Raw genomic sequence first — 25,682 nt, 5'->3', positions numbered from 1 at the left:
TCATGATCACCCTTCACACAAATTTTGGTGACATTAAAGTTCAGCTAAATACAGAACAAGCTCCAGAGACAAGTGCAAACTTCCTACAATACTGCCGTGACGGTTTTTACGACAACACACTGTTCCACCGTGTTATCGACGGTTTCATGGTTCAAGGTGGTGGTATGGAAGCTGGTCTACGTGAAAAGGCTTCTCGTCCATCTATCAAAAACGAAGCAAACAACGGTCTAAGCAACAAAGTAGGCACGCTTGCAATGGCGCGTACTATGGAACCGCATTCAGCTAGCTCTCAGTTCTTCATCAACGTAAACAACAACACATTCCTAGACTTCCGTAGCGAAAGCCTAGATGGTTGGGGTTACTGCGTATTCGCTGAAGTTGTTGAAGGCATGGACGTTGTTAACCAAATTAAAGGTGTTAGCACTGGTTCTTACGGTATGCACCAAGACGTACCGCTAGAAGATGTTGTTATCACTGGTACAACTATCGAAGAATAATCTTCATTAAAGGGCGCGTTGCGCCCTTTTTTATTCAGCTAATATTATGACCACACTATTTATTTCAGATCTGCATTTATCACCCAACACACCAGACATTAACCAATGTTTTCAACATTTCATGCGCACAGAAGCCATCAATGCCGATGCGCTGTATGTGCTCGGTGACCTGTTTGATTTTTGGATAGGTGATGATGACAAAAGCGAGTTCGCCAATCAAATTCGCGCCGAGTTTAAGCGCCTTACGGATAGTGGCGTGCCTTGTTTTTTCACTAAAGGCAATCGTGACTTCTTGGTCGGCAAACGCTTTGCTAAACAAACCGGTGTTGAACTGCTGGGTGACGAAACAGTCATTGACCTTTATGGTCGAAAAGCTGTTGTTCTGCATGGTGATACACTGTGTACCGAAGATACTCAATATCTCGCATTCCGAGCAAAAGTGAATCAACCTTGGTTGCAATGGGTCTTCAATCGACTGCCAATGTCAGTAAAAACGCCTATCGTACGTAAGGTGCAAACTGACGCTCGTGATAATAAAAAATCCAAATCATTAATGATTATGGATGTGACACAAAGCGAAGTTGAAAGAGTAATGCTTGATCATCAGGTGGATTTAATGATCCATGGTCATACTCATCGTCCTGATATGCATACATTTTCTGTCAACGACCAAACAATGACTCGCATCGTACTCGGTGACTGGTATGAGCAAGGTTCAATTTTGTGCTTTGACGCAAATAATTACAGTTTGCAAGCTCGTCCATTCAGTTCGAAACCGTGTTAGTTTGAACTACTTCATGGTAAATAGTTAAACGCACCTTATGATTGACTCCGAGTTAAAAGGAGTTGATGTAGAATTTTGAAGTATTCCTATTTCGCACGACAACCGATCATGGACGTGGATAAACAAACTATCGGTTACGAACTATTATTTCGCGACGGTCCAAAAAACAGTTTTCCCGATATAGACGCAGATCTGGCGACAAGTCGCTTGTTGTCGGATCACTTACTCGCCACTCGGCAAGATACTATTGGCGACCTTATTGGCTTTATAAACTTCCCATACCAGAGCTTAATTAACGACCTTCCCAGTCTATTCCCAACCAAAAACTTGGTCGTTGAAATCCTTGAAGACTGCGCACCAACAGCAGAACTACTCACTGCGGTAAAAAGCTTAGCCAAGCGCGGTTATACGTTAGCACTTGACGACTTTGTACCAAGTAAAGAATGGCTCGCTTTCTTACCGTATATTTCAATTATTAAATTTGATATTCGCACCGTTTCAATTCAAAAAGCAGAAGCGTTCATTACTCGTTCTAGCAACACAAATATTCGTTTTTTGGCAGAAAAAGTCGAAACCAATGAAGAGTTTGAACAAGCCAAGCGAGCAGGATTTGATTATTTCCAAGGCTACTTTTTTAGTAAACCTGAATTAGTGCAAAAAAAATCACTCGAACCTTCCATGCTAACTGCGATGCAATTGCTAATGGAAGTGTCTAAAAACGATATCAACTTCGATACCTTAGAAGGATTAATCTCACGGGATGTTTCGCTATCTTACAAACTGCTGAGTTACGTCAACTCATCCCCAGTGGTCACCAATAAGATCTCCTCTTTTCGACAGGCTTTGGTTTACCTAGGTGAAGAGCGTTTACGAAAGTTTATTTCTCTCGTTGCTCTTGCTTCTACAGACAATAGCAAACCCAGCTATCTGTATAGCCTCTCTATTCAGCGAGCAAAATTTTGTGAGTTGCTTGCACAAAAACTACAACCGCAACCTGAGCAAGGACACGCATTTCTCACTGGGATGTTTTCATTGCTTGACTGCTTGCTTGACGTGCCATTAGAGCAACTCCTCAAGCAATTTCCTATCGACCAGGCTATCCAGCAAGCATTACTCAATAAAAGAGGTTCTCTTGGTGGCTTATTGGTACTGTCTACCTCCATTGAACGGGCAAGATGGGAAAAAATCGAGGCGATTGGAAAAAAGCTCAACCTGACTGAAATGGAAATTTTTGTTTGCTATGACATTGCCATCCAATGGACGGCTGAATTAATGGATATACGTGACGAATAACTTTACGGATGACGTTGGGCTACATACACTTATGCATTCCTTTATAAGCCCAACGAATCCAATTTTTATGAGCCATTGTCCGTGCGGAAACGCCAATCAATATGAAGCATGCTGCCAACCTATTCACCATGACCATTCAGCAGCACACACTCCAGAGCAACTGATGCGCGCACGCTACAGTGCACACGTATTAGGTTTGGTTGATTTTGTGGTTGATACTTACCACTCAAGCTGCCACGCACCAGAGCAGCGAGATGCTATTGCAGAGTCGGTTGACAGTGATTGGGTAGAACTTGAAGTGCTTGAAAGTCAGTTAGGTAGCAATGACGATGAAGGCTATGTCACTTTCAAAGCGTTCTTTAACCAAGACGACACACAATATTGTTTAGAAGAACGCTCTCGCTTTGTTCGTGAAAATGGTCTGTGGTTCTATATTGATGGTGAATACCCATTAGAAGAACAACAAGATGAGAGACTGTCACAACCGGTTAAGAGTCTCAAAATTGGACGCAACGACCCATGTATTTGTGGCAGCGGTAAAAAATTTAAGAAGTGTTGCGGATAATTAAACAAAAAAGGTAGATGTTAAGGCATCTACCTTTTTATTATCTGGGTAGAGAAGTTACTCGTTATGGTTGGGATTGACGCGCAAAATATCAGACTGCGCGGATTGAAATTGTTTCTTTAACTCCGCTTTGGATTTAAAGCTCACTTCACCACCTTGAGCGACTGTCATATGCTGAGCTTCCGCATTGTGTTTTGACTGATAAAGCATAACGGCTTGCATACAAGAATCACGTTGTTCTTGGCTTAAAGTAGTGCCCTCAGGCCACTTACCCGTCTCTACTGCATACAGTAGGCGTTCGTAGGCTTCTGGGGTAATAGCATTAACAAGTTGCTCGACATCCATGACTTATCCTTATAATCATTTTTAACAGAGAAAATAACTGGCTTGCGTTCTGAGTCAAGGAATGGTCTCCGAATAAGTGTAATTGATCACAAGCATCGAGAATTATGAATAAACTCAAGTTGGTGGCCACAATTGGTCTTAGTTTTGCCCTGATGGGGTGTTTTGAAAGCAGAAAAAATACTGAACAGTTATGTGAAGCGAACCCAGCATTACGCTGTGAAATGCTCAATGTCGACGATGGACAATGTCGCCTACCCCGAACCGACCTCATTTGGCATCGATTTGATCTCATAAAGACACCTTCTGATGAAAACAAAATCAAGGAGTACCATATCCTTGCCGAATATGAGAAATGCTTAACTCTCGCTGCACAGATTCAGCCGTTAACTCAATCTGAACGCAAATCTAAGCGCTTCACCACTGTGATGCATGTAAGTGAAGAACAGGATCGTATTGTTGCCGAACTAAAACAATCAACCTCACCTCAAGCACTCTACTTCCTATGGAGCCAAGAAGGTGATGAGGCAGCTCGACGTTCATTCTTGCAACTGGAAGGGACACCCGTACTGGAAACAGCTGAAATGCAATACGCATTAGCAACCTTCTATACCAGCCGAGATGCCATTAAAACGCTGCAACTACTACACCGCTCATTGGAGCTCAGTAATGGTAAGAACACCAATATCGATGTAATCAAATCTCTCGCAAGCCTCAATTTACAACAAAACCGTAAAGAGCTAGCTTACATCTGGACACAGGTCGCGGAACAATTTGATGTAAAAACAGCATCAAAGAAAAACAATTCATTACTTTATGGTTTCACAGACGAGAAATACCAACAGCTCGACAATATGGCCGAACAAGTTCATGAAGCAATTGAAGACGGAAAATACCGAGCGAATATGATTAACAAAACATGGTAAGTCAAAACAACCATATAAAATTAAGTAGTTAGCTTTGTTCGGTAAAACAGTGCAATTGAAAGGATAAAACAAATTGCGGTGATTTAATCACCGCTTTTTTGTGGATTGTTGAAAATTAACGACACAGAATTGACACAGAATCTGTCACCTGTCGTTTTGGGTCCATCAGGGAAAACGTGACCTAAATGGCTATCACAAGCCGCACAACGGATCTCCGTACGAGCCATTCCGTGACTCAGATCTTCTAAATAGCGTATTGCCTCGCTATCTATTGGGGCATCAAAGCTTGGCCAACCACAACCCGAATCGTATTTGTTTTCTGATTGAAATAAGGGAGCTTCACAGCAAGTACAACGATAAATACCTAGTGCTCTATTGTGCAACAACTTACCACTAAATGGTGCCTCCGTGCCTTGCTGTCTACATACTCTAAATTCTTCATCAGATAAGCGCTCACGCCAGTATTCATCAGGCTTTTCTATTTTTTTTGATTCATAATTCATCGAAATTCTCCTTCCTTTTATTCGTTATAATTTCCCAAAATTTCGTTAAAAACTTGCGTCATACAGACTTTGTAGCACATACTTTCTCACCATGATAGAGTGGCAAAAGTGAGCCGGCTTCGTTTTGCCCTCACCCCTATTTTACGACAATAATTGGGAATAAGATTTCAATATCCGTGCAAAAGCTAGTCATTTGAGACTAATTGTGAAAAAAAGCGTCGCTTTTTTTTGACATTAAACAAGTTAAGTCCGATTATCACTTGCAGATTGTTACTGGATTATGTAATTTTACTACCAGTTATCTTTAATCAGAAATTAAGTTGTGGAGCAGCTATAATGACTATCAAAGTAGGTATTAACGGTTTTGGCCGTATCGGTCGATTCGTATTCCGTGCAGCGCAAGAGCGCAATGACATCGAAGTTGTAGGTATTAACGACCTTATCGACGTAGAATACATGGCATACATGCTGAAGTACGACTCAACTCACGGCCGTTTCAACGGTACTGTTGAAGTTGAAGGCGGTAACCTAATCGTTAACGGTAAAACTGTACGTGTAACTGCAGAGCGCAACCCTGAAGATCTTAAGTGGGATGCAATCGGCGTTGACGTAGTAGCAGAAGCTACAGGTCTTTTCCTAGACGACGCAACTGCACGTAAGCACATCACTGCTGGCGCGAAGAAAGTTGTTCTAACAGGTCCTTCAAAAGACGCAACTCCAATGTTCGTAATGGGTGTTAACGACTCAACTTACGCAGGTCAAGACATCGTTTCTAACGCTTCTTGTACTACTAACTGTCTAGCTCCTATCGCTAAAGTACTAAACGACAACTTCGGTATCGTTTCTGGCCTTATGACTACAGTTCACGCTACTACAGCAACTCAAAAAACTGTAGATGGTCCTTCAGCTAAAGACTGGCGCGGTGGTCGTGGTGCTTCTCAGAACATCATCCCATCATCAACTGGTGCAGCTAAAGCAGTAGGCGTTGTTCTTCCTGAACTAAACGGCAAACTAACTGGTATGGCTTTCCGCGTACCAACTGCTAACGTTTCTGTAGTTGACCTAACAGTTAACCTAGAGAAAGGCGCATCTTACGAAGCTATCTGTGCAGCTATGAAAGCAGCATCTGAAGGCGAACTAAAAGGCGTTCTAGGCTACACTGAAGATGCAGTAGTATCTCAAGACTTCATCGGTGAAGTTCAAACTTCTGTATTCGATGCTAAAGCTGGTATCGCACTAACTGATAACTTCGTTAAAGTTGTATCTTGGTACGACAACGAAATCGGTTACTCAAACAAAGTTCTAGACCTAATCGCACACATCTCTAAGTAATTGCTTAGATAGCGTTTAGCGAACTTTTCGTTGAGAAAAATCGTGATAAAAGGCGGCTCTTGAGTCGCCTTTTTTGTATCTGCAATTCCCTCGATTTTTCAACATTGATTAAACTTTCACCATTAAGTGAACATAGCTCAATGGTTCTAGTGCATTTATTACATAAGGACTTGATTGATGGATTTAGTCTCTCTCCCTGCGGTAACCGTTTTATCTGACAACGTCACTATCGTTCAAAAAGACCAAGTTAAAATTGTTCGTATCATCCATGACAAAGCCGTCGCAGGCATTTCTCTTCACGGCGGGCATGTCGTTTCTTACCAGCCAGTAGACCAACAAGATCTGATTTGGATGAGCGAAAAAGCCATCTTTGATGGCAAAGCTGCGCTGCGTGGTGGTATTCCAGTTTGTTGGCCTTGGTTTGGACGTATTGCCGCTCCTGCACATGGTTTTGCCCGCACATCTGAGTGGGAACTGGTTGAACACCGTGAAAACGACCAAGGTGTCATTGTTGAGTTAGCGCTATTCCCTAGCGAAGAAACTCACCAGATTTGGCCGCACATGTTTGATGCTCGACTATTAGTGGAAGTAGGCTCTGAACTGAAAGTCACTCTGAAAGTTATCAACATTGATGATGAAGAGTGGACCTTCTCTGGGGCGCTACACTCTTACCTTAATGTCGGGGATATCCTGCAAGCTCAAACTACAGGTATGGGCGCTGAATACATTGACAGCCTTCAAGCCGATAAAGTCTGCCAAGGTGGTAACACGCTGGTACTGACTGACACCATTGACCGAGTTTACACTCAACCTGAAGCTGTGATTGAAGTGGCAGACAAGGTGCTTGAACGTACGCTTTGCATTGAAAACCATGGTCACAACTCCGCGGTATTGTGGAACCCGTGGGCGGAAGGCGCGCAAGGCATGGCAGACATGCAAGATGATGGCTATAAAACCATGATTTGTGTGGAATCAACCGTGCATGCACCGACCATCAAGCAAGGTATCACCTTACAACCGGGTGAAAGTTACGACTTAGTCACCGTCATTTCAGCCAAATGATGTCAATAAGCCAGCTTATCAGCGAGTAACGTTTGGATACTTGCTGATAAATAGGCTGGCTCTTTGTTCTCCCCTTTTGCAGAATGCGCTTTCTTGTTAGACTCTGCCGCCTAAATTCATCTGTTGAGCTTGTTATGTCTTATCAATGCCCTCTTTGCCATTTGCCACTTTCTTTTGCTGAGCGTACGTACCGCTGTAGCAACAACCACAGCTTCGATCTTGCCAAAGAAGGCTACGTCAACTTGATGCCGGTACAGCACAAGCGCTCAAAAGATCCAGGCGACAATAAAGAGATGATGCAAGCCCGCCGCCGCTTCTTGGAAAAAGATTACTACCAACCGATGAAGCAAGCAGTCGCTAAGTTGTGTGCAGAACACCTGCAAGATACAACGCATCAGCTACTTGATATTGGTTGCGGTGAAGGTTATTACACTGATGAAGTGGCGACCCAACTGTCTCTGCAATCATCGGATGCACAAGTATTCGGTTTAGACATCTCTAAAATCGCGATTCGCTACGCAGCAAAGCGCTATTTGAATTGTCAGTTTAGCGTAGCTTCAAGCCACCGCTTACCTTTTTCAGAAGAGAGTTTAGACGCCATTTTACGCATCTATGCTCCTTGCAAAGCCGAAGAGCTGGCTCGCTGTCTAAAGCCAAGCGGAATCGTGGTTACCGTGACACCCGCAGCTCGACATTTATACCAATTGCGCGAACATATCTATCAAGATGTGCGCTTACACAGTGAAGAGGCTGAAGATTTAGAAGGCTTCACCCTAGAGCACGAACAGAGGCTCAACTATGTCATGAACCTTGCGCAAGGTGACGGCTTTGACCTTCTGCAAATGACGCCATTTGCATGGAAGGCGAGTGATGAACTTCGTGAACTATTGAAAACAGCCGACAGCTTTGACTGTGAAGCCGACTTTATGATCCGAATCTATCGCAAGGCATAAAATCTTCACTGAAAAATTGCAAGTTACCTAAGCCCTATTTAAGCTTTGAAAAAACAATAGGGCTTTTTTATGTTTAGGTACTGGCTATTGATCCTGACTTTACTGTCTTTGCTAGGCTGTGCTTCTTTGACGCCTAAGACCACAAACGATCGTCTCATTAGCTATTACGACTACCAACTCTATTCTCCAGAGGCACAAGCGACCTCTTTAGAACGATTTACAACCTTGGTTACAACTGCCGATGTCATCCTCGTTGGTGAGTGGCACACCCACCCAGCAATTCATCGCTTCCAAAGTGATTTATTGAATCAGCTCTACCGCAATAACTCGCCGCTGGCTTTATCCATGGAGCAATTTTCTCGCGACAAACAGTCAACTCTTGATCAATATCTGGCAGGTGACATTGGTGAACAGCCCCTGATCACCGAGGGTAACGCGTGGCAAAATTACCAAAGTGATTATCGAGCCCTCATTGAATTTGCAAAAAGTAACCAAGTGGATGTCATTGCCGCCAATGCACCACGCAATATTGTGCGCTGTATTGGACGTAAAGGAGAGTCGTATTTAAATACTCTCCCCTCGCAGCAGCGATCGTGGGTCGCAGAGCTAATCAACACCCAAGACTCCGCATACAAAAGCAAATTTATGGCATCAATGCATCATGGTGAACCAGCTCAAACGGCAAAACAATATGCCGCCCAAGTGACATGGGATGAAACCATGGCGGAAAGTATCGTCAACTATTTAGCAACCCATCCGGAGCACAAGGTAATGCACATTGCGGGCAAATTCCATGTGGAAGACGGGCTAGGGATTAAAGCGTCCATTCTACGCCGAGCACCAAATTTACATGTCGTCGTCATTACACCAACTGACGCAATAACTTCAGAGACGAGCAGTGATTTTCAATTGCATGTTCTGCCGCCACCAGTGCGCTATGTTAAACAAGAGAATCGAATCAAAGCCTATCACTCTCTCATTAATCAGGTGGACGAACTTGAATGCCACTAATCTCTGTCACTACACCAACATGGACGATATGAACCAACAAAATGGCTTATTTTTGCCTAGCTACTAAAGTTGGCTCACTTTTTGCTCTTAAAATACTCATCATTAGCACGAATATTTCCCACAAGTTTTTCACGCTTTGGTCGATACAATGACTGAGGAATGTTAGAGGAGACTTTTATGACACCAGTAGGCATGGAGCCAGCAAAGCTGACCCCAACCCAGCAGGTCAAACCTCAATCTAAACCGGCAGAGGTGGCGACAAACGCTGCACCACTCAAGGTTGAACAAAACAAAGTAACCCTTTCAGAAGAAGGCAAAGCATTGCTTGCTGCACTTCAAGAAATTGAAAAAGAGAGCGCACTAACAGCAAAATCTGAGAAAACGGTAAGTGATAAAGTAGAGTCTTTTGCTCATGGTGCTCTTGGAATGGATCATCCCGACACAGTAAAAGAAGAAGAGGATGACTCTTATTCTGCCGGGCAATTTGTTTCCGCAGCGGCAACGGTTGGCGGTCTACTACTGATGCTTGCCTGATCACGCGGTCAGGTAAGCTTGTTCACTTAAAATTTAATTAATCTTTACGGTAAAATCTGCTGTTTGTCACATAAGCATAACAGCACACATAATGGCTTATAATGGTCTTTATGGATGAAATGTACCGTGAAAAACTCTTTCTCGTTAATAGATAAACCTACCTTTTTTGGCGCAATAGCGCTGCTCCTTTCAATTGTGATCCCTTTAATACTCTTTCCTGTCGAAGGGGCTGAATGGATTGCTATCGCAAAAACATTTATGACCGATAAACTCGGTTTCCTTTATCTTGCGCTTGGTATCAGTGCTCTGTTCTTTATGATTTACGTCATCTTTAGTGACATGGGGCAAATCAAACTGGGTGAAGCTGATGAAAAACCAGAGTTCACAACAATGTCTTGGGCTGCCATGCTTTTCTGCGGTGGTATCGGTGCCAGTATTCTTTATTGGGGCTGCATTGAGTGGGCCTATTACTACCAATCACCACCATTCCAGTTAGAACCGGGCAGTGAAGAAGCTGTTCGCTGGGCTGCCACTTACGGTCTGTTCCACTGGGGTCCGATTGCTTGGTCAATTTACCTGATTCCAGCGCTACCAATTGCCTACTTCTTCTATGTTCGTAAGCAGCCTGTACTAAAAGTGTCCAGTGCACTAATGCCAGTTCTAGGTGAAGCACGCAGTAAAGGTGCTGTTGGTAAAGTTGTTGATGTGCTATTTATTTTTGGTCTACTTGGCGGTGCAGCAACCAGTTTAGGTTTAGCGGCGCCGCTGATTGGCGAAGGCTTACACTACCTATTTGGTTTACCTAAAAATACCATGAGCCAAGTACTGGTACTCTTGGTATGTACTGCCATCTTTGCCTACTCCTCTTATGCTGGTCTTGAAAAGGGCATTAAAATCCTCAGCAACATCAACTTTTGGGGTGCGATGGGTTTGTTAGCATTCGTGCTAATAGCTGGACCAACGATTTTCATGCTGGAAACCGGCTTAGACTCTATTGGTCGAATGCTGTCGAACTTCTTCGTCATGGCGACTTGGGCGGAACCTTTCGGTGGTTACGGTTCATTCGAGAATACACACTTCCCGCAAGATTGGACTATTTTCTACTGGGCGTGGTGGCTTGTATTTGCACCAAGCATGGGCTTATTTGTTGCGCGCATTTCACGTGGTCGCACCATCAAGCAAATGGTAGCTGGCTCAATTTTCTTTGGCTCTTTAGGCTGTTTCCTATTCTTTATGATCCTTGGTAACTACGGTCTTTCTCTTCAGCTTTCTGGCGAGTTAGATGTGGTTGGGATCTTAAACGCCGAGGGAGCAACCAAAGCGATTTTCTCAATGCTTGAAGCATTGCCGATGGGCACAGTGGTTATTGCTGTCTTTACCATTCTTTGTATTATTTTTACTGCCACGACATTCGACTCAATCTCGTATATCTTGGCATCAGTGGTACAAAACAATGTGACTGAAGAGCCAATGCGTTGGAACCGTATGTTCTGGGCATTCACGCTGTCATTCCTACCAACGGTATTGATGTTCATGGGCGGTCTAAGCACTCTGCAAACGGCTGCGATTGTTGGCGGCTTACCCTTGCTGGTTATTGCTGTGATGCTGATGATTTCGGCGGTACGTGCAACCTCACTAGACTTGCGCCATCAAGATGCCTACGTTGAGCCAACCATTAACATTGAAGAATTACCTGACGTGGACCCATGGTCATCAGAAGGTATGGCACTTGCTCGTTTTGAAAAAGCACGCGATACCGCACAAGAAGCGGCTGAAGCTGAGCGACTTTCAATGACAGAACTGATGCTGGTCCGTAAACGTATTCGCGCATTTGCGCTTGAACACAGCCTTGATGAGCATTACTCCGACCACCATTTGCCACAAGATCTTCAAGATGCATTGCAACAAGCGATGGATAACGTTGCTAAAGCTAAAGAGTACAAACAGCAAGCCTCTGAGCTTTCTCAACAAGCAAGGATCGATTTCAATAGTCTCGTTCCAAGCTAATAGCAGATTGAAGCATTGTGGTTTGCCAAACCACAATGCTTCGATAAGAAAGAACGGCTTTTGGGCCGTGCTTCTCTTCTCCTTCCCTAGCTCAAAGCCCACTCTGTGGGCTTTTTTTATAATCCAGTGCTAATAAATGATAACTACAATCAATTAATTGTGAAATATTTGTTACTGTAATTTATCTGTCACGCAGGGCTGATGTACTGAGCCCGCTTTTCAAATAAAGGACAATACAATGAAGCGCTTACTTACCTCTGTAGCCGTTGCTGCTGCAGCTAGTTCTTTCTCTTTCAGTGCTGCGTCTGCTGAAATCAAAAACGTTATTTTAATGATTGGCGATGGTATGGGACCACAGCAAGTCGGTCTATTAGAGACTTACGCCAATCAAGCCCCAAATTCAATTTACAAAGGTCAAACAACGGCACTCTTTAAGCTTGCCGAAGAAGGGGTCATTGGTTCATCACTCACCCACCCTGACGATGCGATTGTGGTCGACTCTGCTTGTTCTGCCACTATGCTGGCAACAGGACAATACAGTGCTTCAGAGGTCATTGGTGTCGATTCACAAGGTAACCACGTTGAAACGGTTCTCGAAAAAGCCAAAAAACTGGGCAAGGCGACAGGGTTAGTTTCTGATACTCGTTTGACCCACGCGACACCCGCTTCCTTTGCCGCTCACCAGCCTCATCGTTCACTGGAAAATGATATAGCCTCTGACATGTTGGCAAACCATGTTGATGTAATGCTCTCAGGGGGCATTCGCCACTGGATCCCAAAATCAACTAATGACAAAGGCGATACTTATAACGAGCTTAAAACACTCACTCAAGGTGATGTCTACTTAAAATCAAAACGCAAAGATGAGCGTAATTTACTGCTTGAAGCCAAAGATGCTGGTTATAGCCTCGCCTTCAATCGCCAAATGTTAGACAGCGCTCAAGGAGACAAGGTGCTTGGCTTGTTTGCTTACTCTGGTATGGATGATGGTATTGCCTACAGCAACAATAAGAATAATCCAGAACGCACACAACCGTCGCTTGAAGAGATGACAGTTAAAGCCCTAGAGCTTCTTTCCAAAGATAAAGACGGCTTTTTCTTAATGGTTGAAGGCGGTCAAATTGATTGGGCTGGGCATAGCAACGATGCAGGAACTATGCTCCATGAAATGATTAAATTCGACCAAGCGGTTAACTCTGTTTACGAGTGGGCTAAAGGTCGTGATGACACCATCATCATAGTTACTGCCGATCATGAAACAGGCTCATTTGGCTTTAGTTACTCTTCTTCAGACTTACCAGCCCCAGAAAAGCGCAGCGGTGAAGCGTTCAAAAACCGTGAATATGCACCGAACTTCAACTTTGGTCAGTTTGCGATTCTTGATGGTCTCTACAATCAGAAAAAGAGCTACTACGGTATGATCAGTGAATTCGAAAAACTCGCCAAAGCAGAGCAAACGCCACAAAAATTTGCACAAATCGTCAATGCAAACAGTGCATTTCCTATCACTGCAGAGCAAGCGGCTAACGTGCTAAAAAGCAAACCAAACCCTTACCGAGTTGCTAACCACAAGTATTTAGATGCGGAGCAAGTTCCAGCGATTAATGACTTTGATGCGTTCTTCCCATACAACGATCGTGGCAACCTTCTCGCTCGTGAGCAAGCGACGTTACAAAACACAGTTTGGGGAACAGGTACTCACACGCACACGCCAGTCAACGTCTTTGCTTGGGGACCTGCAGAACAGATCTTACCCGTGTCGAAAATTATGCATCATTCAGAATTAGGTGATTACCTAATGACGCAAGTAAAGTAATCCATTACTAAAAAGCAAAGCGCCTCTGATGCCTGATCAGGGCGCTTATTTTGTTCCATGATTTACAGACGTTAAGCTTCCTTCTTATCCACCATATGCAAATGCACATCTTGTTGTGGGAACGGAATCGAGATACCTTCACGGTCAAAACGCAGTTTCACTTCTTTCGTCACATCCCAATACACATCCCAATAGTCATCCGTTTTAACCCAAGGTCGTACAATAAAATCGATAGAAGAAGTGTTTAGCGTATGCACTTTAATCATTGGCTCCGGTGCACGTAACACCGCTGGATGCGAGGTCACGATGTCGAGTAACACTGACTCTGCGAGCAGCAAATCATCGCTATAGCCAATACCAAATACCATGTCCACACGGCGGATTCGCTCATGGGTAACATTCTTAATCACATCGCCCCAAATTTTACTGTTTGGCACGATAATGATCTGGTTATCAAAGGTGCGAATCGTGGTGTTAACCAAACTCATGTGGCTCACCTTGCCATCCACGCCACCGGCATAAACGAAATCTCCGACATCAAATGGACGATAGATCAATAACATCATCCCGGCAGCAAAGTTGGATAGTGTATCTTGCAAAGCGAAACCAATGATCACACCGGCAATACCGAAACCGGTTAAGATTGGCGCAAGATTCAATCCAATCTGTGATAAGCCAACCATAATACCGACAACCCAAACCGCCTTACCCGACATAGAGACAAAAAAGTCTTGCATCAGTTGTGACATTTTAAGGTTTTTTGATGAGACTGTTTTAGTCACTATTTTCCGCGCAAGCCCTGCTAGACCTTTGGCAATAAGCAAAATAATCGCGAAGATCATTAACTCGAAGAGATGTTGAGGAGCGTTATCCACCACCCAGTCAAACGCATTAGTCGACCAACTGGTGATAATGGCTAGAATCACCTGTGTATTGAGTAAATCATGAGTAATATTACCCGTCACCTCAAATGCCAAGCGTTTATATTCTGAGGTTTCCAAACCTAGGTGATCACCAATAGTAATCAAATCACGCATGCTCTCAGTCGCACTGTTTAAACGCTGTTTGATGATCAGTTGGTTGAGTTGGATGGTCGCTTTTTCAGATTCAGGGCTGCTGGCAAGTTGAGTAGCGGCGAGTTCACTCTGTTGGTTAAAGTACTCAACCGATGCCGAGAGCAAACGCAAACGGGTATTGGTCGCATCGCGTAGCGCTTCTTCAAGTTTGGGGTTAGCTTTATCTAAATTATTTAACCACGTTAGATTTTGCCAACTGGCTTGGTAAGTCGTATCAAGATAATGCTGCAGCTCTCGATATTGATTAAGCAGCGCGAGCTTATCTTCTGTTTTCGCTTCATTGATCTGCTCATTGAGCCGCTTAATAGTTTCATCAAGGTATTTCCTCGCGCCTTGAGAATAGGCAATCTGCTGCTTTATCTGCTTAAGCAATATCGCTTTACTCAAGCTATTATTATTGACCGCAACGGCTAATTGGCTGCGTAGATCTTCATTTTTCTGGAATAACTGCAATTGAATGGCATCACGATCATCGCCAGTGGCCGATGCCAAGCTTTTTGAAAGGTCGACAATATCTTGATTGATTGATTCTATCGCGAGTTCCGTTTTCGATGGCAGTGACTCGGTAGTTTCCGGCTGGGCAACAACAGCAAAAGAGAACAGGCTAATAATAAGAGCAAGATAAAAATTCTTGCTGAATATGAAAGACATACAAACCTCACTTACAAAGCTATCAATGCGAGCCTAGCAGCTAAAATAAAGAACTGCATCAGAAAATAGTCAATGATAAGTGTAGTTCTGATGTGAAATGTGAACAGTGACCAAACGTTAAGGTTGTTGATTTTGACGCGATAAAAAAAGCTTACCGGAGTAAGCTTTTCATTCAACACAGCAGCAATATGATCTAATGCTGAGTAGTTAACTCACGCAAAAGCGCAAAGGCTTGGCTCGCCATTTGATCAGTCGCAACAAAACCGACCTGCCTATTCGCACTATTGTACGCTTTGGCGACCATACCTTGAGCCTGGCTCTCTATCTGCCAGCGTTCTACTGCTTGCCCAGATGTCACTCCCGCTAATTGAATCGGGTAACTTGGTGTTTTTACTTTCACCATCATGGTCGGCAATACCACTTGAGTTGGCGCACCCAGTAAAGTTTTTGCCAACGCGTTTGCACTTAGCAAGATGGGTTGCAGATACGATCGAACTTCCCCCTCTAACTCCGCACAATCTCCTAGAGCATAAATATCAGTTAATGATGTTTGCAGGGTTTGGTCCACGACTATCCCTTTATTCACTAACACCCCAGCGGAGTGTGCTAACGCTGTATTGGCACGCAAACCCGCACACGCAACCACTTCATCTACCTTAAGGGTTTGACCATGGCTCAAGCTAACGTGATGCTTATTACCAAATAGGTTTGCCTGCTCAGCTGTTGTCCCTGTCTGTATATCAATACCTTGATCGCGTAAGTGCTGCTGCAATTTAAGCCCAATCACGTCCGGTAATTGGTTCGCCATCAATGTAGACGCAGGCTCCACCAATACCACGCTTTTACCTGCATTGGCTAAATCCAACGCAATTTCAACACCGATCAAGCCCCCACCGAGCACCATAACTTGCTGCGCATCGTTGAGCGCATCATGGTGCTGTGCAAATTCCTCAAGGCTGTTGAGGGTACGAACTCGCTCAACGCCGCTTCCCTCAATCGGCGGTATAAATGCGCTTGCGCCAGTAGCCAATACGAGCTTGGTATAATGAATTCGCTCACCGTTCGCTATCACGCTGTGCGATTGCGCATCAATGCTATCTACCTTTGTACGACTAAGCAGTTTGAATTGATGTTGCTGAGCAAACTCTCCTCCTGTCGCCAAAATAAGATCATTTTTATTTTGAGCTTTGGAGAATACATGGCTTAAATCCGGTTTATTGTAATCATGCCCATCATCTGCAGTAATCACACATAGGTTGGCATCGCTATCTTGACGACGTATCGCCTTCACCAATTGGTAAGCGGCAAAACCGCTACCAATAATAACAATCGGATCAGACATTACGCTGCGTCCTCTTTGCGGTGAGGTACAAATACATCTTTACCTAAATTACATTCCGGACATAAGAAATAATCAGGCACTTCAGCCCAAGGAGTACCAACTTCCACACCTTGGTTTGGCTCGCCTACTTGTGGATCGTAAACCCAATTACACACGGTGCAAATCATGCATTGGCAATCCGGTCCATGCTCTTGTTTTACTTTTACTGTTGCCGCAACTTCAACCTCTAGCGCCTTAGGCTCTATTGTTGGTTGAGTGTTTGATGCCAGCATCGGCTCAACATTCAACTCACCTAGTGCCCACAATTTGGCAATGCGCTGACCATGTTCACGGCAAAGCTTAAGCGCATTACCATCCGGCTTCCATTTCGCTTTTAGACCTTCCACCATTTGGAAGCCCGCATCGGTTAAACGCGAGTGGATACGGTCAACAGCCCCACCGTTCCAGCCGTAGCTACCAAATGCGCCTGCTTTTTTCTCTTTGAAACGTAAACCGGTGATCTCTTCAAGCATGCCAGCCACTTTTGGCATCATGACGTTGTTCATGGTGGACGATCCCACCAACACACCTTTCGAGCGGAATACATTGGCTAGAATCTCATTCTTGTCATGACGAGAAACATTGAATACCTTCACCGCTACACCTGGATCAACATCATGGATGCCTTGAGCAATCGCATCAGCCATCATGCGGGTATTGTTAGACATAGAGTCATAGAAAATAGTAATACGATCTTCTTGATAGCTATTCGCCCACTCTAAGTATTTCTCAATAATTTGTGCTGGGTTGTCTCGCCACACAATGCCGTGAGAGGTTGCGATCATATCAACCGGAAGGTTAAAGCTTAGTACTTCATGGATCTTCGCTGTCACCAAGCTGCTAAATGGCGTTAGGATATTTGAATAGTAACGTAGACATTGATCCATCAACTCAGCTTGATCAACTTCATCGTTGAACAGACGCTCATCGCAATAGTGTTGACCAAACGCATCATTGCTGAACAATACAGCATCGCCCGTTAGGTAAGTCATCATACTGTCTGGCCAGTGCAGCATCGGCGCTTCAACAAACACCAACTGTTTACCATTACCAATATCTAACGAATCACCGGTTTTAACGGTTTTAAAATTCCATTCAGGGTGATGGTGGTGACCAACAATTGAATCAATCGCCGCTTCTGTACAATAGATTGGCGTATTAGGAATGCGTGCCATCAAATCAGACAAAGCACCTGAGTGATCTTCTTCAGCGTGGTTGATCACAATGTAATCAATTGAGTTGAGATCAATTTCCATCTCTAAATTTTGAATAAACTGATGGCTAAAGCGATGATCCACCGTATCGATCAACACAGTCTTCTCTTCACGAATAAGGTAGCTATTGTAACTGGTGCCTTTGGTAATTTTATATTCAGTACCATGGAAATCTTGTACTTCCCAGTCGCGTTGTCCTACCCAGTGAATGTTGTTTTTTACATGAATTGTCATCGTACTACCTACCATTCTTTGCAATTAAATAATCTGTGAAACAAAAATTCTTCCTTATACATTGCCAAGAACGTGCCAATAAATTTAACCATTAAAAATCAATAGCTTAATTAAAATTCATTTAGCCGCATTATCTTTTTGATAAAGCTAACTTTATATCATCAAGATAATAAATTATCCTTTTGATAAAGGTTTAATTTGGCGTAGGAAACACGATGGGACACTTTCGTAACGAGTGGCTACAAGTCGCGTTGGACATCACATCTGGCATTTCAGAGCAAGACCGATTTGAGCGGCTACTGTCCACAGTTCGTAACATGCTGAAATGTGATGCGTCAGCACTGTTACTTTATAAAGAGCAAAACTTTATCCCACTAGCGATCAACGGCTTAAGCCAAGATGTACTAGGAAGACGCTTTGCTGTGGAGCAACACCCACGGTTTGAAGCTATCGCACGTGCGGGCGATATTGTGCGATTCCCCACCGACAGTGAACTACCCGATCCCTATGATGGTTTGATCCCAAACCATGATGACAACTTAGAAGTGCATGCTTGCATTGGCTTACCTCTATTACACAATGAGCGCTTAATAGGCGCGGTGACCATTGATGCGTTTGACCCAAAACAGTTTGAACAATTTGATGACAACAACCTGCGATTAATCAGTGCGTTAGCTTCGAATAGCCTGCACACAGCACTATTGGTTGAAAAACTGGAAAAAGGGTCGGAGTTTAGCTCTAGTGCAAGCAAGAGCAAAAGGTTCAGTTCAGACAAACACGGCATCATTGGGCAATCCACCAGCATGCTTGAATTGAAATCTCATATTGAAGCGGTCGCGCAGACTGACTTGTCGGTATTGGTAATGGGAGAAACTGGAGTCGGTAAAGAGTTAGTCGCCCACTCTATCTACAGCCAATCTAAACGCCATGACAACCCTTTCGTCTATTTAAACTGCGCCGCGCTACCTGAATCAGTGGCGGAAAGTGAGTTATTTGGGCATATCAAAGGGGCATTTACCGGGGCAATCAGTAACCGTAAAGGCAAATTCGAACTGGCTGATAAAGGAACACTCTTTCTTGATGAGGTGGGCGAATTATCACTCGCGCTACAGGCGAAACTGCTGCGAGCTTTGCAATACGGTGATATTCAGCGCGTCGGAGATGATAGACAAATCAAAGTTGATGTAAGGATCATTGCAGCAACCAATCGCCAATTGCATGAAGAGGTCAAAACCGGACGATTTCGCGCCGATCTTTATCATCGGCTCAGTGTCTTCCCTATTTTTGTTCCGCCTTTACGAGAACGTGACCATGATATGATCTTATTGGCTGGTTTTTTCGCTGAACTTTGCCAGCACAAGCTCAATGTTTCTAGCATCCAGCTCGACGGTAGCGTGCACTCACAGCTGCTACAACATCCATGGAATGGTAACGTACGGGAATTAGAACACGCGATAAATCGTGCGGCGGTAATAGCGAAAGCAGAAACCAACCAGCCTCACCTTGTATTACGTAAACACCATTTTCAATTTGGTGAAGCGCTTATGACTGGCTCGACAGTACCGATAAACGAAGAAGCGCCAACCCTTTCAGGCTATAGTGATTTAACACTAAAAGAAGCCACCGAGAAATTTAAACTAGAGTTTGTCCAACAAGCCTACTTTGAAAACGATCAAAAACTATCTGTTACCGCCAAAAAGCTGGGGGTTTACCCTGCCAATTTACATCGCTTACTCAAACGACTCAGCTTGAAATGACATGATGAGGGGCAAGCAGAGCTCATCCCTACTTGCCCCTCATCAACTGATATTCGCGAAAATAATAGTCACAACCATCATTCTCTATTACAAGATATCAAGCGTGATCTCATCAAACGGGTACACCTTGCCACCAAACTCTTTACTAAAGGCGTTAGCATCATCAATGTTGCCAAAGCTTGCCAGTGTCTGACCCATTGCCCCCGTTTGACTTGAACCGACCACATACCACGCCTCTCGTGCATCTATGAAATATTGATCTTCTGGTTTTTGCCATGGCGTTTTACTCATATCGTGGACATAAATCTCTTTTGCTTGGCGCGTATTCTCTGGTTGGAGTAAAAATGAAAATAGATCTCGGGTAGAACAAAACTTCATTGCGTTGTCGCTGCTTGCTTGGAAAGATTCCCCTTTAGGACCCGGGTAATTGATAATGATCATACCGCATAGATGGCATTCGTCACCGCTTTCTATTGCAGCAGCCTGCCTTACCATTGCTTCTGTAGGATCTTCAGTACAACCAAACAACGCGGTAAACAATATCGCCAATACCGACCATTTCTTTAAACTACATAGTTGCATGCGTAACTCCTCAAAGTGTTTTCTTGCGAAAAATAATCAGTGATAAACCGAGTGGTGCAATAACCCATGCCAGCATTGCAACCAATAAAGTTGCTGTAGAAAAGCTGCTATTAATGGCAACGGCAAGCACACCACTGACGTCATCGGTATTCAGAGTCGATAGGTTGATTAAACGAAATAAATCAGCAGGGTTGAACATCATTACTTGAACTAACCCATGCTGAGTCAGTCCTTCACTGCCACTGACTAATACTCCCAGCAACACCAAATCAAAAATAAGCACAAAAAACAGCCATACGAGCAGCGCGATACCTGCGGCTTTTGATTTCTCATTAACGATAAGGCTGATTAGGTAAGCCAAGCTAATAAAGCACAAACCCAGTAAGGTTGAGGTAATGATAAATAGACTAAATGCAGGTGCGACTGACGCAATGTCAGTGGTCATACTAAGCAAGACGCCAGCGCTACCAAAGCCGATAACTGTCGCAAGGGTGATAATGCTCGCTTGACCGACAAACTTACCAACGAGAAGTTGTGCGTGGCTAATAGGGTAAGTCATCAGTAACAATAAGGTGCCCGATTCTTGCTCACCAACAAAGCTGTCGTAACACAGTAGCAAAGCAATCAAAGGAATAATAAACACTGACAAACTGGAGAGGCTTGCGATAGTGGTAGAAAGCGAGGGAGCACTTAGCTGACCTGATGCAACGCTGCCGTAATAACTCAAACCAATCGAGAGTAAAGAAAAGATAAAAGTAATCGATACAAACCAACGATTACGCAAACCGTCTTGGAACTCTTTAAGTCCTACCGCGATGATCGGATTCATTGTGCTTCCTCCTTACCACTAAGCGTTAACGACGGTTCATCATTTAAAAAGTGTTGGTAAATCTGCTCTAGATTGGCAGGAGTCACTTGAATATCGGTCAACGAATCGTAACTCATCAACTCTTTGATAATGGTCATCTTATTGGCTTCTGGGATATGCAGTTGATCTGCCGCCACCATAAACCCGGCAAGTTGACTATTGCTTGCCAGTGCGCCATTAATGCCATGAGTTTTAATCACCACCGGTAGGCTGGCTTGTTGGCGCAGTTGACTAAGCGTACCTTCAGCGACAGTTTTGCCTCCAGCGAGGATCATCGCACGGTCAATATGCTGCTCAACACCGGGTAATACGTGAGAGCAAAGTAGTACGCTTGCACCTTGCTGTTTGAGCCGATCAACACTGACATAGAACTCTTGAGTAGCAATAGGGTCCAAGCCTACCGTAGGCTCATCAAGTAGAAGAAGTTTGGGCTCACCAAGAAATGCTTGGGCTAAGCCAAGACGTTGGCGCATGCCTTTAGAGTAGTGTTTTACTTGGCGATGCAGAGCATCAGTGAGACCAACCTCCTTCAACAAAGAAATAGCCTGTGCTTTGGGCACAGATTTCAACCGAGCAAAATAGGTCAACACCTCCAGCCCAGTCAGTTGATCGTAAAAACTAACATTTTCAGGCAAATAACCAATCGATTTTCGCCCCTGCCAAGCTTGCTTGCTGCTTGGATCGCGACCAAACACACTGACCTTGCCACTAGAGGCTGCGGTAACACCTAAAACCAGCTTCATTAACGTGGTCTTTCCGGCACCATTGTGACCAAATAGCCCCAGTACTTCACCACTATCTATGCTTAAATCTACACTATCTAAGGCTCGTAACTGCTTGTATTGCTTAGTTACGCCTTTCAGCGATACGAGATGAGTCATAAGCGTGTCCCTGCTGTATCTGATTTCGGTTGAGAAGAATGAATACTTGGCTGCATCATAAGCGGATGTGAATCTTTTACTCCTGGCGGTTTTAATACTGGAAACTGCTTTTGTATCCAGCGAAGCATTAGTACTGATGGGCTATCTAGCAATACTTTCGATTCAGGGTATTTCCACACCATTTTATCAATACCATCATTGGGCTCGAATGGGGTATCACCAATACTGTTATTATCCAAATCCCAGCCAAGGTAGTTACTCCAAAAATTCCCTTCGCCGTTTTGACTCCATTCTTGTTTCTGATTAGAAACGTATTTCACTTGAACAGGATTGTTAATAAAACTATTGCCGAAAATTTTGCCATTTTCCGATCCTGCCGTTAGGTGAATACCTATTTCAGCGGTGTCGATAACATTGTGGCTGATGGTGTTATAACCAGAGTTATAAACAAAGAATCCTTTACCATCACGGCCTATGACTTTGTTTTCGGGCTTCGTCCAAACATTTTTTATCTGGTTGTAGCTGATATCTGATTGGGTAATGAAGTTCATTAGCATGCCGTAATCTTCACTATCTTGGCTACGATTACCGTGAACTGTGAGTTGGCGTGAACTCATTAATGCGTAACCAGCTCGGGTATTGTAAGCAAAGTTATCAATGACACGATTATGGTGTGAATACATATAGTGCACACCGTACCGCAGGTCATGCAAAATGTTATCTCGCAATTCGCTATCTTGGCTGGAGATAATATACAGTCCATCTCGGGTTTTACTGACCTCATTTCCGACCACTAAGGCATTTTTAACGCTAGAGAGTTGAATGCCATTACCACGGTCAGCAGAGCGAAGAATAGGGTTGCCTTCAACGGTATTATTTTCTATTAAGATACCATCGACTTGCTGAGCCCAAATCCCAAACGCATCACCTTTGAGTGTGTTACCTCGAAAGATTAAGTTTTTTAGTGACTTATCGTTATAGATCCCCGCATTTTGCTCAGTTAAATTACGCCCCCAATTGACGATATTAAGATTCTCTATCGTAGTGTCAGACGCCAATAAGGTAAGCGCATTGCCTGTACCACCGGCATCTATTTTTGCCCCAAGCTTACCTTGTAAGGTAATGCTTTGACTAATGGTAAAGTTCCCCACATATTCCCCACCATTGAGGATTATGGTGTCGCCGGATTGGGCTGCATCCAATTCAATTTGCAGGTTGTCTTGGCTAGTCAATGTGATAACAGCGGCTAAGACGCCAGAGTGAAACAATGTGACAACAGAGAGTAAAAAGAATCGAAAAGAGAGCGCTACTCGCGTTGAGCTAATTTTATTCAAACCACTTAATTTCACATCTTCTAACTTCAAACCTTTATGCTTCAAACCTTTAAACTTCAAATAAGGCTCCTTGGGTAATACGCCGTCGTGAGAGAGTGAAATAGGGGCACAAAGTACCCCATAAAAACCTGCTCTAAGCTTCCACTAACATACGGCCACGCATTTCCATGTGTAGCGCGTGACAGAACCAGTTACAGTAGTACCACTGAACCCCTGGCTTATCGGCAATGAAGGTGACCGACGCGGTTGCTTGAGGACCAATCTCCATTTGAACACCATGGTTAGTGACACAGAACCCGTGCGTAACATCTTCAATCATATCGAGGTTTGTAACCACTATGGTTACCTCATCACCCAGCTTGACCTTGAACTCATACATACCAAAAGTTGGCGCAATTGAAGTCATGTAGACGCGAACTTTATTACCATCACGAATGACTTTGTTCTCTGTCATCACATTAACGCCATCTTTTTCTGCCATCGCTAAAGTCTCAGCAAAAATAGAGTCATCGCGGCTCCACAGCTTATCTGGCTTCACTTTACTGCGATGCACAATCATACAATCATGTGGTTCCGCGTAGGTTGGTCCATCGTGAACCAACTTCATTTCATCACCCGAAATATCAATCAATTGATCATTTTCTGGACGAAGTGGTCCTACCGGTAAGAAGCGATCTTTGGAGAACTTACATAGTGAGACTAACCATTTACCATCCGCATCACGGGTTTCACCTTGCGACGTATGGTTATGACCAGGTTGATAATGCACATCGAGTTTTTGGCGCAGATAATTTACCTTCTCACCATTGTGCGCCTTGATGGCATCCTCTACGTTCCACTTCGCTATTTGGCTATCAAGGAACAAGGTTGTGTAGGCATTACCACGATTATCAAAGGCGGTATGCAGTGGACCAAGACCAAGCTCAGGCTCCGCGACTACCGTCTCTCGAGCGTCGATCTTATCGGCAAACAAATCATCAAGCTTGTTGATTGCTATCACCGATACCGTTGGTGACAACTTACCATTGGCAACAAAGTATTTACCGTCAGATGAGGTGTTCATCCCATGAGGTGATTTTGGTACTGGGATATAACGAGTTAGTTCTGAACCTTTGCGCCCATCAAGAACTGGAACATCGTTACCGTTATAGGTTTTGAATTTGCCCGCTTTTAGTGCTGCTTCACAGCGAGCAAGGTGGAACACTACTACATGGTCACGTTCAGCAGTGATCATTTCACCTAAATTCATGCCCATTTCTGAGTTATAACAGGTTGAAGCAAAATACTTACCGTCGTAGTCAGCATCGGTGTTGTCAAGGTTGCCATCAACCATAACTTGGAACGCCATTTCCATGGTTTCTGCATCAATAACATTAAACAATGAACGATAAGTGCTTACATCTTCTAAACTGGATTTTCCATCATTGTTCATTGGAATTTCAAATTCACTGTTACACATGACGTATTTTGTGTAAGGCACTTTTTGTACGCGCAAACCGTGAATCGCTTGTACATTTGGAATGGTCAGCATCTTATCCGTTTTCATTACGTTACAACGAATACGTGCCACGCGACTGTTGGCCTTATCATTGATGAAAACGTACTTACCATTGTAGTGGCCGTCAGTCATACTCATATGCGGGTGGTGCGAATCACCACACAACAAATTAGCGCTATCACCTTTAATACGCTTACTTTCGTTGGTGAGCCCCCACCCCGTTGCGCTGTCCACATTAAACACAGGAATTCGCATTAACTCTCGCATAGAAGGCAAACCTAAAATACGAACCTCACCTGAGTGCCCACCACTCCAAAAACCATAATATTCGTCTTGCTCACCAGGATGAATAAATGGGCTATTTTGGACTTCTTCAGCTTGTGCTTTCGCCATCGATGCGAACATTGCCGCTGTCATGGGTGCTGCTGCTACGCCTAACCCTATCGCGGCACTTTGACCGAAAAATTTCCGGCGCTCGGTATTGACCGGGGTGTTCTCGTCTTCCAGTTTGTTCTTGTCATCGCTCATGGTAAACCTCCATTTTACGTTTTCATATACACTGATGGTTTCACTAACAAACG

General features: G+C 43.9%; 23 protein-coding genes. 13 read left to right on the top strand and 10 right to left on the bottom strand.

The features are described 5' to 3' along the window. Positions 1–2: 2 nt before the first annotated feature. The 4 genes from H2O73_RS08830 to H2O73_RS08815 all read left to right on the top strand — a co-directional run bounded on the left by H2O73_RS08830 (position 3) and on the right by H2O73_RS08815 (position 3,139). Positions 3–497: a peptidylprolyl isomerase gene (locus tag H2O73_RS08830; protein WP_182108485.1), complete on the top strand. Its 495-nt coding sequence runs from the start codon at positions 3–5 to the stop codon at positions 495–497. A 46-nt stretch (positions 498–543) separates the two neighbouring features. Further along, positions 544–1,281, top strand: coding sequence for a UDP-2,3-diacylglucosamine diphosphatase (lpxH, locus tag H2O73_RS08825; protein WP_182108484.1), 738 nt, complete (start codon positions 544–546; stop codon positions 1,279–1,281). Positions 1,282–1,356: 75 nt separating this feature from the next. After that, the gene (locus tag H2O73_RS08820; RefSeq protein ID WP_182108483.1) at positions 1,357–2,574 is read left to right on the top strand and encodes an EAL and HDOD domain-containing protein; all 1,218 of its coding nucleotides are present in this window, start codon (positions 1,357–1,359) and stop codon (positions 2,572–2,574) included. A 67-nt stretch (positions 2,575–2,641) separates the two neighbouring features. Then, positions 2,642–3,139: a YchJ family protein gene (locus H2O73_RS08815; RefSeq protein WP_182108482.1), complete on the top strand. Its 498-nt coding sequence runs from the start codon at positions 2,642–2,644 to the stop codon at positions 3,137–3,139. A gap of 57 nt (positions 3,140–3,196) precedes the next feature. Here the strand turns inward: H2O73_RS08815 and H2O73_RS08810 are convergent, their stop codons facing one another. Beyond that, the gene (locus H2O73_RS08810; RefSeq protein WP_182108481.1) at positions 3,197–3,484 is read right to left on the bottom strand and encodes a YeaC family protein; all 288 of its coding nucleotides are present in this window, start codon (positions 3,482–3,484) and stop codon (positions 3,197–3,199) included. Positions 3,485–3,588: 104 nt separating this feature from the next. Between H2O73_RS08810 and H2O73_RS08805 the strand changes: the two genes are divergently transcribed. Beyond that, on the top strand, positions 3,589–4,407 hold the full coding sequence (locus H2O73_RS08805; protein WP_182108480.1) for a DUF2989 domain-containing protein: 819 nt from the start codon (positions 3,589–3,591) through the stop codon (positions 4,405–4,407). Between the two features lie 83 nt (positions 4,408–4,490). Here the strand turns inward: H2O73_RS08805 and msrB are convergent, their stop codons facing one another. Beyond that, a complete protein-coding gene (gene msrB / locus H2O73_RS08800) occupies positions 4,491–4,910 on the bottom strand; it encodes a peptide-methionine (R)-S-oxide reductase MsrB (protein WP_182108479.1) in 420 nt (139 codons plus the stop codon). Positions 4,911–5,246: 336 nt separating this feature from the next. Between msrB and gap the strand changes: the two genes are divergently transcribed. The 7 genes from gap to H2O73_RS08765 all read left to right on the top strand — a co-directional run bounded on the left by gap (position 5,247) and on the right by H2O73_RS08765 (position 13,625). Further along, positions 5,247–6,242: a type I glyceraldehyde-3-phosphate dehydrogenase gene (gene gap / locus H2O73_RS08795; protein WP_182108478.1), complete on the top strand. Its 996-nt coding sequence runs from the start codon at positions 5,247–5,249 to the stop codon at positions 6,240–6,242. A gap of 177 nt (positions 6,243–6,419) precedes the next feature. Then, a complete protein-coding gene (locus tag H2O73_RS08790) occupies positions 6,420–7,304 on the top strand; it encodes a D-hexose-6-phosphate mutarotase (RefSeq protein WP_182108477.1) in 885 nt (294 codons plus the stop codon). A gap of 134 nt (positions 7,305–7,438) precedes the next feature. Beyond that, complete coding sequence (rlmA, locus tag H2O73_RS08785; RefSeq protein WP_182108476.1) at positions 7,439–8,257, top strand: 23S rRNA (guanine(745)-N(1))-methyltransferase; 819 nt, start codon at positions 7,439–7,441, stop codon at positions 8,255–8,257. Positions 8,258–8,326: 69 nt separating this feature from the next. After that, on the top strand, positions 8,327–9,268 hold the full coding sequence (locus H2O73_RS08780) for a ChaN family lipoprotein (protein ID WP_182108475.1): 942 nt from the start codon (positions 8,327–8,329) through the stop codon (positions 9,266–9,268). 177 nt (positions 9,269–9,445) lie between these two features. Continuing rightward, positions 9,446–9,802 carry a hypothetical protein gene (locus H2O73_RS08775; RefSeq protein WP_182108474.1) on the top strand — a complete coding sequence of 119 codons (357 nt, stop codon included), beginning with the start codon at positions 9,446–9,448 and terminating at the stop codon, positions 9,800–9,802. A 126-nt stretch (positions 9,803–9,928) separates the two neighbouring features. After that, positions 9,929–11,809: a BCCT family transporter gene (locus tag H2O73_RS08770; protein WP_182108473.1), complete on the top strand. Its 1,881-nt coding sequence runs from the start codon at positions 9,929–9,931 to the stop codon at positions 11,807–11,809. A gap of 238 nt (positions 11,810–12,047) precedes the next feature. Continuing rightward, entirely contained in the window at positions 12,048–13,625 is a 1,578-nt protein-coding gene (locus tag H2O73_RS08765) for an alkaline phosphatase (RefSeq protein ID WP_182108472.1), read from the top strand. A gap of 71 nt (positions 13,626–13,696) precedes the next feature. Here H2O73_RS08765 and H2O73_RS08760 read toward each other — a convergent pair whose 3' ends face one another. The 3 genes from H2O73_RS08760 to norV form a co-directional block, all read right to left on the bottom strand. Further along, the gene (locus tag H2O73_RS08760; RefSeq protein WP_182108471.1) at positions 13,697–15,352 is read right to left on the bottom strand and encodes a mechanosensitive ion channel domain-containing protein; all 1,656 of its coding nucleotides are present in this window, start codon (positions 15,350–15,352) and stop codon (positions 13,697–13,699) included. A 193-nt stretch (positions 15,353–15,545) separates the two neighbouring features. Then, on the bottom strand, positions 15,546–16,694 hold the full coding sequence (gene norW, locus H2O73_RS08755) for an NADH:flavorubredoxin reductase NorW (RefSeq protein WP_182108470.1): 1,149 nt from the start codon (positions 16,692–16,694) through the stop codon (positions 15,546–15,548). After that, entirely contained in the window at positions 16,694–18,181 is a 1,488-nt protein-coding gene (norV, locus tag H2O73_RS08750) for an anaerobic nitric oxide reductase flavorubredoxin (RefSeq protein ID WP_182108469.1), read from the bottom strand. Before norV ends, norW begins: the two co-directional genes overlap by 1 nt. 215 nt (positions 18,182–18,396) lie before the next feature. Here norV and norR point away from each other — a divergent pair, with 215 nt between their 5' ends. Further along, a complete protein-coding gene (norR, locus tag H2O73_RS08745; protein WP_182108468.1) occupies positions 18,397–19,938 on the top strand; it encodes a nitric oxide reductase transcriptional regulator NorR in 1,542 nt (513 codons plus the stop codon). Between the two features lie 87 nt (positions 19,939–20,025). Here the strand turns inward: norR and H2O73_RS08740 are convergent, their stop codons facing one another. From H2O73_RS08740 to nosZ, 5 genes are all read right to left on the bottom strand, one after another. After that, positions 20,026–20,520 carry a nitrous oxide reductase accessory protein NosL gene (locus H2O73_RS08740; RefSeq protein ID WP_182108467.1) on the bottom strand — a complete coding sequence of 165 codons (495 nt, stop codon included), beginning with the start codon at positions 20,518–20,520 and terminating at the stop codon, positions 20,026–20,028. A gap of 10 nt (positions 20,521–20,530) precedes the next feature. After that, positions 20,531–21,349: an ABC transporter permease subunit gene (locus H2O73_RS08735; RefSeq protein ID WP_182108466.1), complete on the bottom strand. Its 819-nt coding sequence runs from the start codon at positions 21,347–21,349 to the stop codon at positions 20,531–20,533. Continuing rightward, a complete protein-coding gene (locus H2O73_RS08730; protein WP_182108465.1) occupies positions 21,346–22,269 on the bottom strand; it encodes an ABC transporter ATP-binding protein in 924 nt (307 codons plus the stop codon). The genes H2O73_RS08735 and H2O73_RS08730 overlap by 4 nt, the downstream gene beginning before the upstream one ends. Next, positions 22,266–23,663, bottom strand: coding sequence for a nitrous oxide reductase family maturation protein NosD (locus H2O73_RS08725; RefSeq protein WP_246335875.1), 1,398 nt, complete (start codon positions 23,661–23,663; stop codon positions 22,266–22,268). Before H2O73_RS08725 ends, H2O73_RS08730 begins: the two co-directional genes overlap by 4 nt. Before the next feature lie 73 nt (positions 23,664–23,736). After that, positions 23,737–25,629 carry a TAT-dependent nitrous-oxide reductase gene (gene nosZ, locus H2O73_RS08720; RefSeq protein WP_182108464.1) on the bottom strand — a complete coding sequence of 631 codons (1,893 nt, stop codon included), beginning with the start codon at positions 25,627–25,629 and terminating at the stop codon, positions 23,737–23,739. Between the last annotated feature and the right edge of the window lie 53 nt (positions 25,630–25,682).

Origin of the sequence: Vibrio marinisediminis, from assembly GCF_014050145.1 — a bacterium.
Lineage (GTDB): Bacteria > Pseudomonadota > Gammaproteobacteria > Enterobacterales > Vibrionaceae > Vibrio > Vibrio marinisediminis.
The sequence above is the reverse complement of the archived record's forward strand: the minus strand, read 5'-3'. Positions and strand labels throughout refer to the sequence as shown.

Coding starts and splice junctions, on each gene's coding strand:
- msrB (WP_182108479.1), bottom strand. CDS start 4,910: ATGAATTATGAATCAAAAAAAATAGAAAAGCCTGATGAATACTGGCGT.
- norR (WP_182108468.1), top strand. CDS start 18,397: ATGGGACACTTTCGTAACGAGTGGCTACAAGTCGCGTTGGACATCACA.
- gap (WP_182108478.1), top strand. CDS start 5,247: ATGACTATCAAAGTAGGTATTAACGGTTTTGGCCGTATCGGTCGATTC.
- norV (WP_182108469.1), bottom strand. CDS start 18,181: ATGACAATTCATGTAAAAAACAACATTCACTGGGTAGGACAACGCGAC.
- H2O73_RS08730 (WP_182108465.1), bottom strand. CDS start 22,269: ATGACTCATCTCGTATCGCTGAAAGGCGTAACTAAGCAATACAAGCAG.
- H2O73_RS08810 (WP_182108481.1), bottom strand. CDS start 3,484: ATGGATGTCGAGCAACTTGTTAATGCTATTACCCCAGAAGCCTACGAA.
- H2O73_RS08735 (WP_182108466.1), bottom strand. CDS start 21,349: ATGAATCCGATCATCGCGGTAGGACTTAAAGAGTTCCAAGACGGTTTG.
- nosZ (WP_182108464.1), bottom strand. CDS start 25,629: ATGAGCGATGACAAGAACAAACTGGAAGACGAGAACACCCCGGTCAAT.
- H2O73_RS08790 (WP_182108477.1), top strand. CDS start 6,420: ATGGATTTAGTCTCTCTCCCTGCGGTAACCGTTTTATCTGACAACGTC.
- H2O73_RS08805 (WP_182108480.1), top strand. CDS start 3,589: ATGAATAAACTCAAGTTGGTGGCCACAATTGGTCTTAGTTTTGCCCTG.
- rlmA (WP_182108476.1), top strand. CDS start 7,439: ATGTCTTATCAATGCCCTCTTTGCCATTTGCCACTTTCTTTTGCTGAG.
- H2O73_RS08740 (WP_182108467.1), bottom strand. CDS start 20,520: ATGCAACTATGTAGTTTAAAGAAATGGTCGGTATTGGCGATATTGTTT.
- H2O73_RS08830 (WP_182108485.1), top strand. CDS start 3: ATGATCACCCTTCACACAAATTTTGGTGACATTAAAGTTCAGCTAAAT.
- H2O73_RS08815 (WP_182108482.1), top strand. CDS start 2,642: ATGAGCCATTGTCCGTGCGGAAACGCCAATCAATATGAAGCATGCTGC.
- norW (WP_182108470.1), bottom strand. CDS start 16,694: ATGTCTGATCCGATTGTTATTATTGGTAGCGGTTTTGCCGCTTACCAA.
- lpxH (WP_182108484.1), top strand. CDS start 544: ATGACCACACTATTTATTTCAGATCTGCATTTATCACCCAACACACCA.
- H2O73_RS08765 (WP_182108472.1), top strand. CDS start 12,048: ATGAAGCGCTTACTTACCTCTGTAGCCGTTGCTGCTGCAGCTAGTTCT.
- H2O73_RS08775 (WP_182108474.1), top strand. CDS start 9,446: ATGACACCAGTAGGCATGGAGCCAGCAAAGCTGACCCCAACCCAGCAG.
- H2O73_RS08780 (WP_182108475.1), top strand. CDS start 8,327: ATGTTTAGGTACTGGCTATTGATCCTGACTTTACTGTCTTTGCTAGGC.
- H2O73_RS08760 (WP_182108471.1), bottom strand. CDS start 15,352: ATGTCTTTCATATTCAGCAAGAATTTTTATCTTGCTCTTATTATTAGC.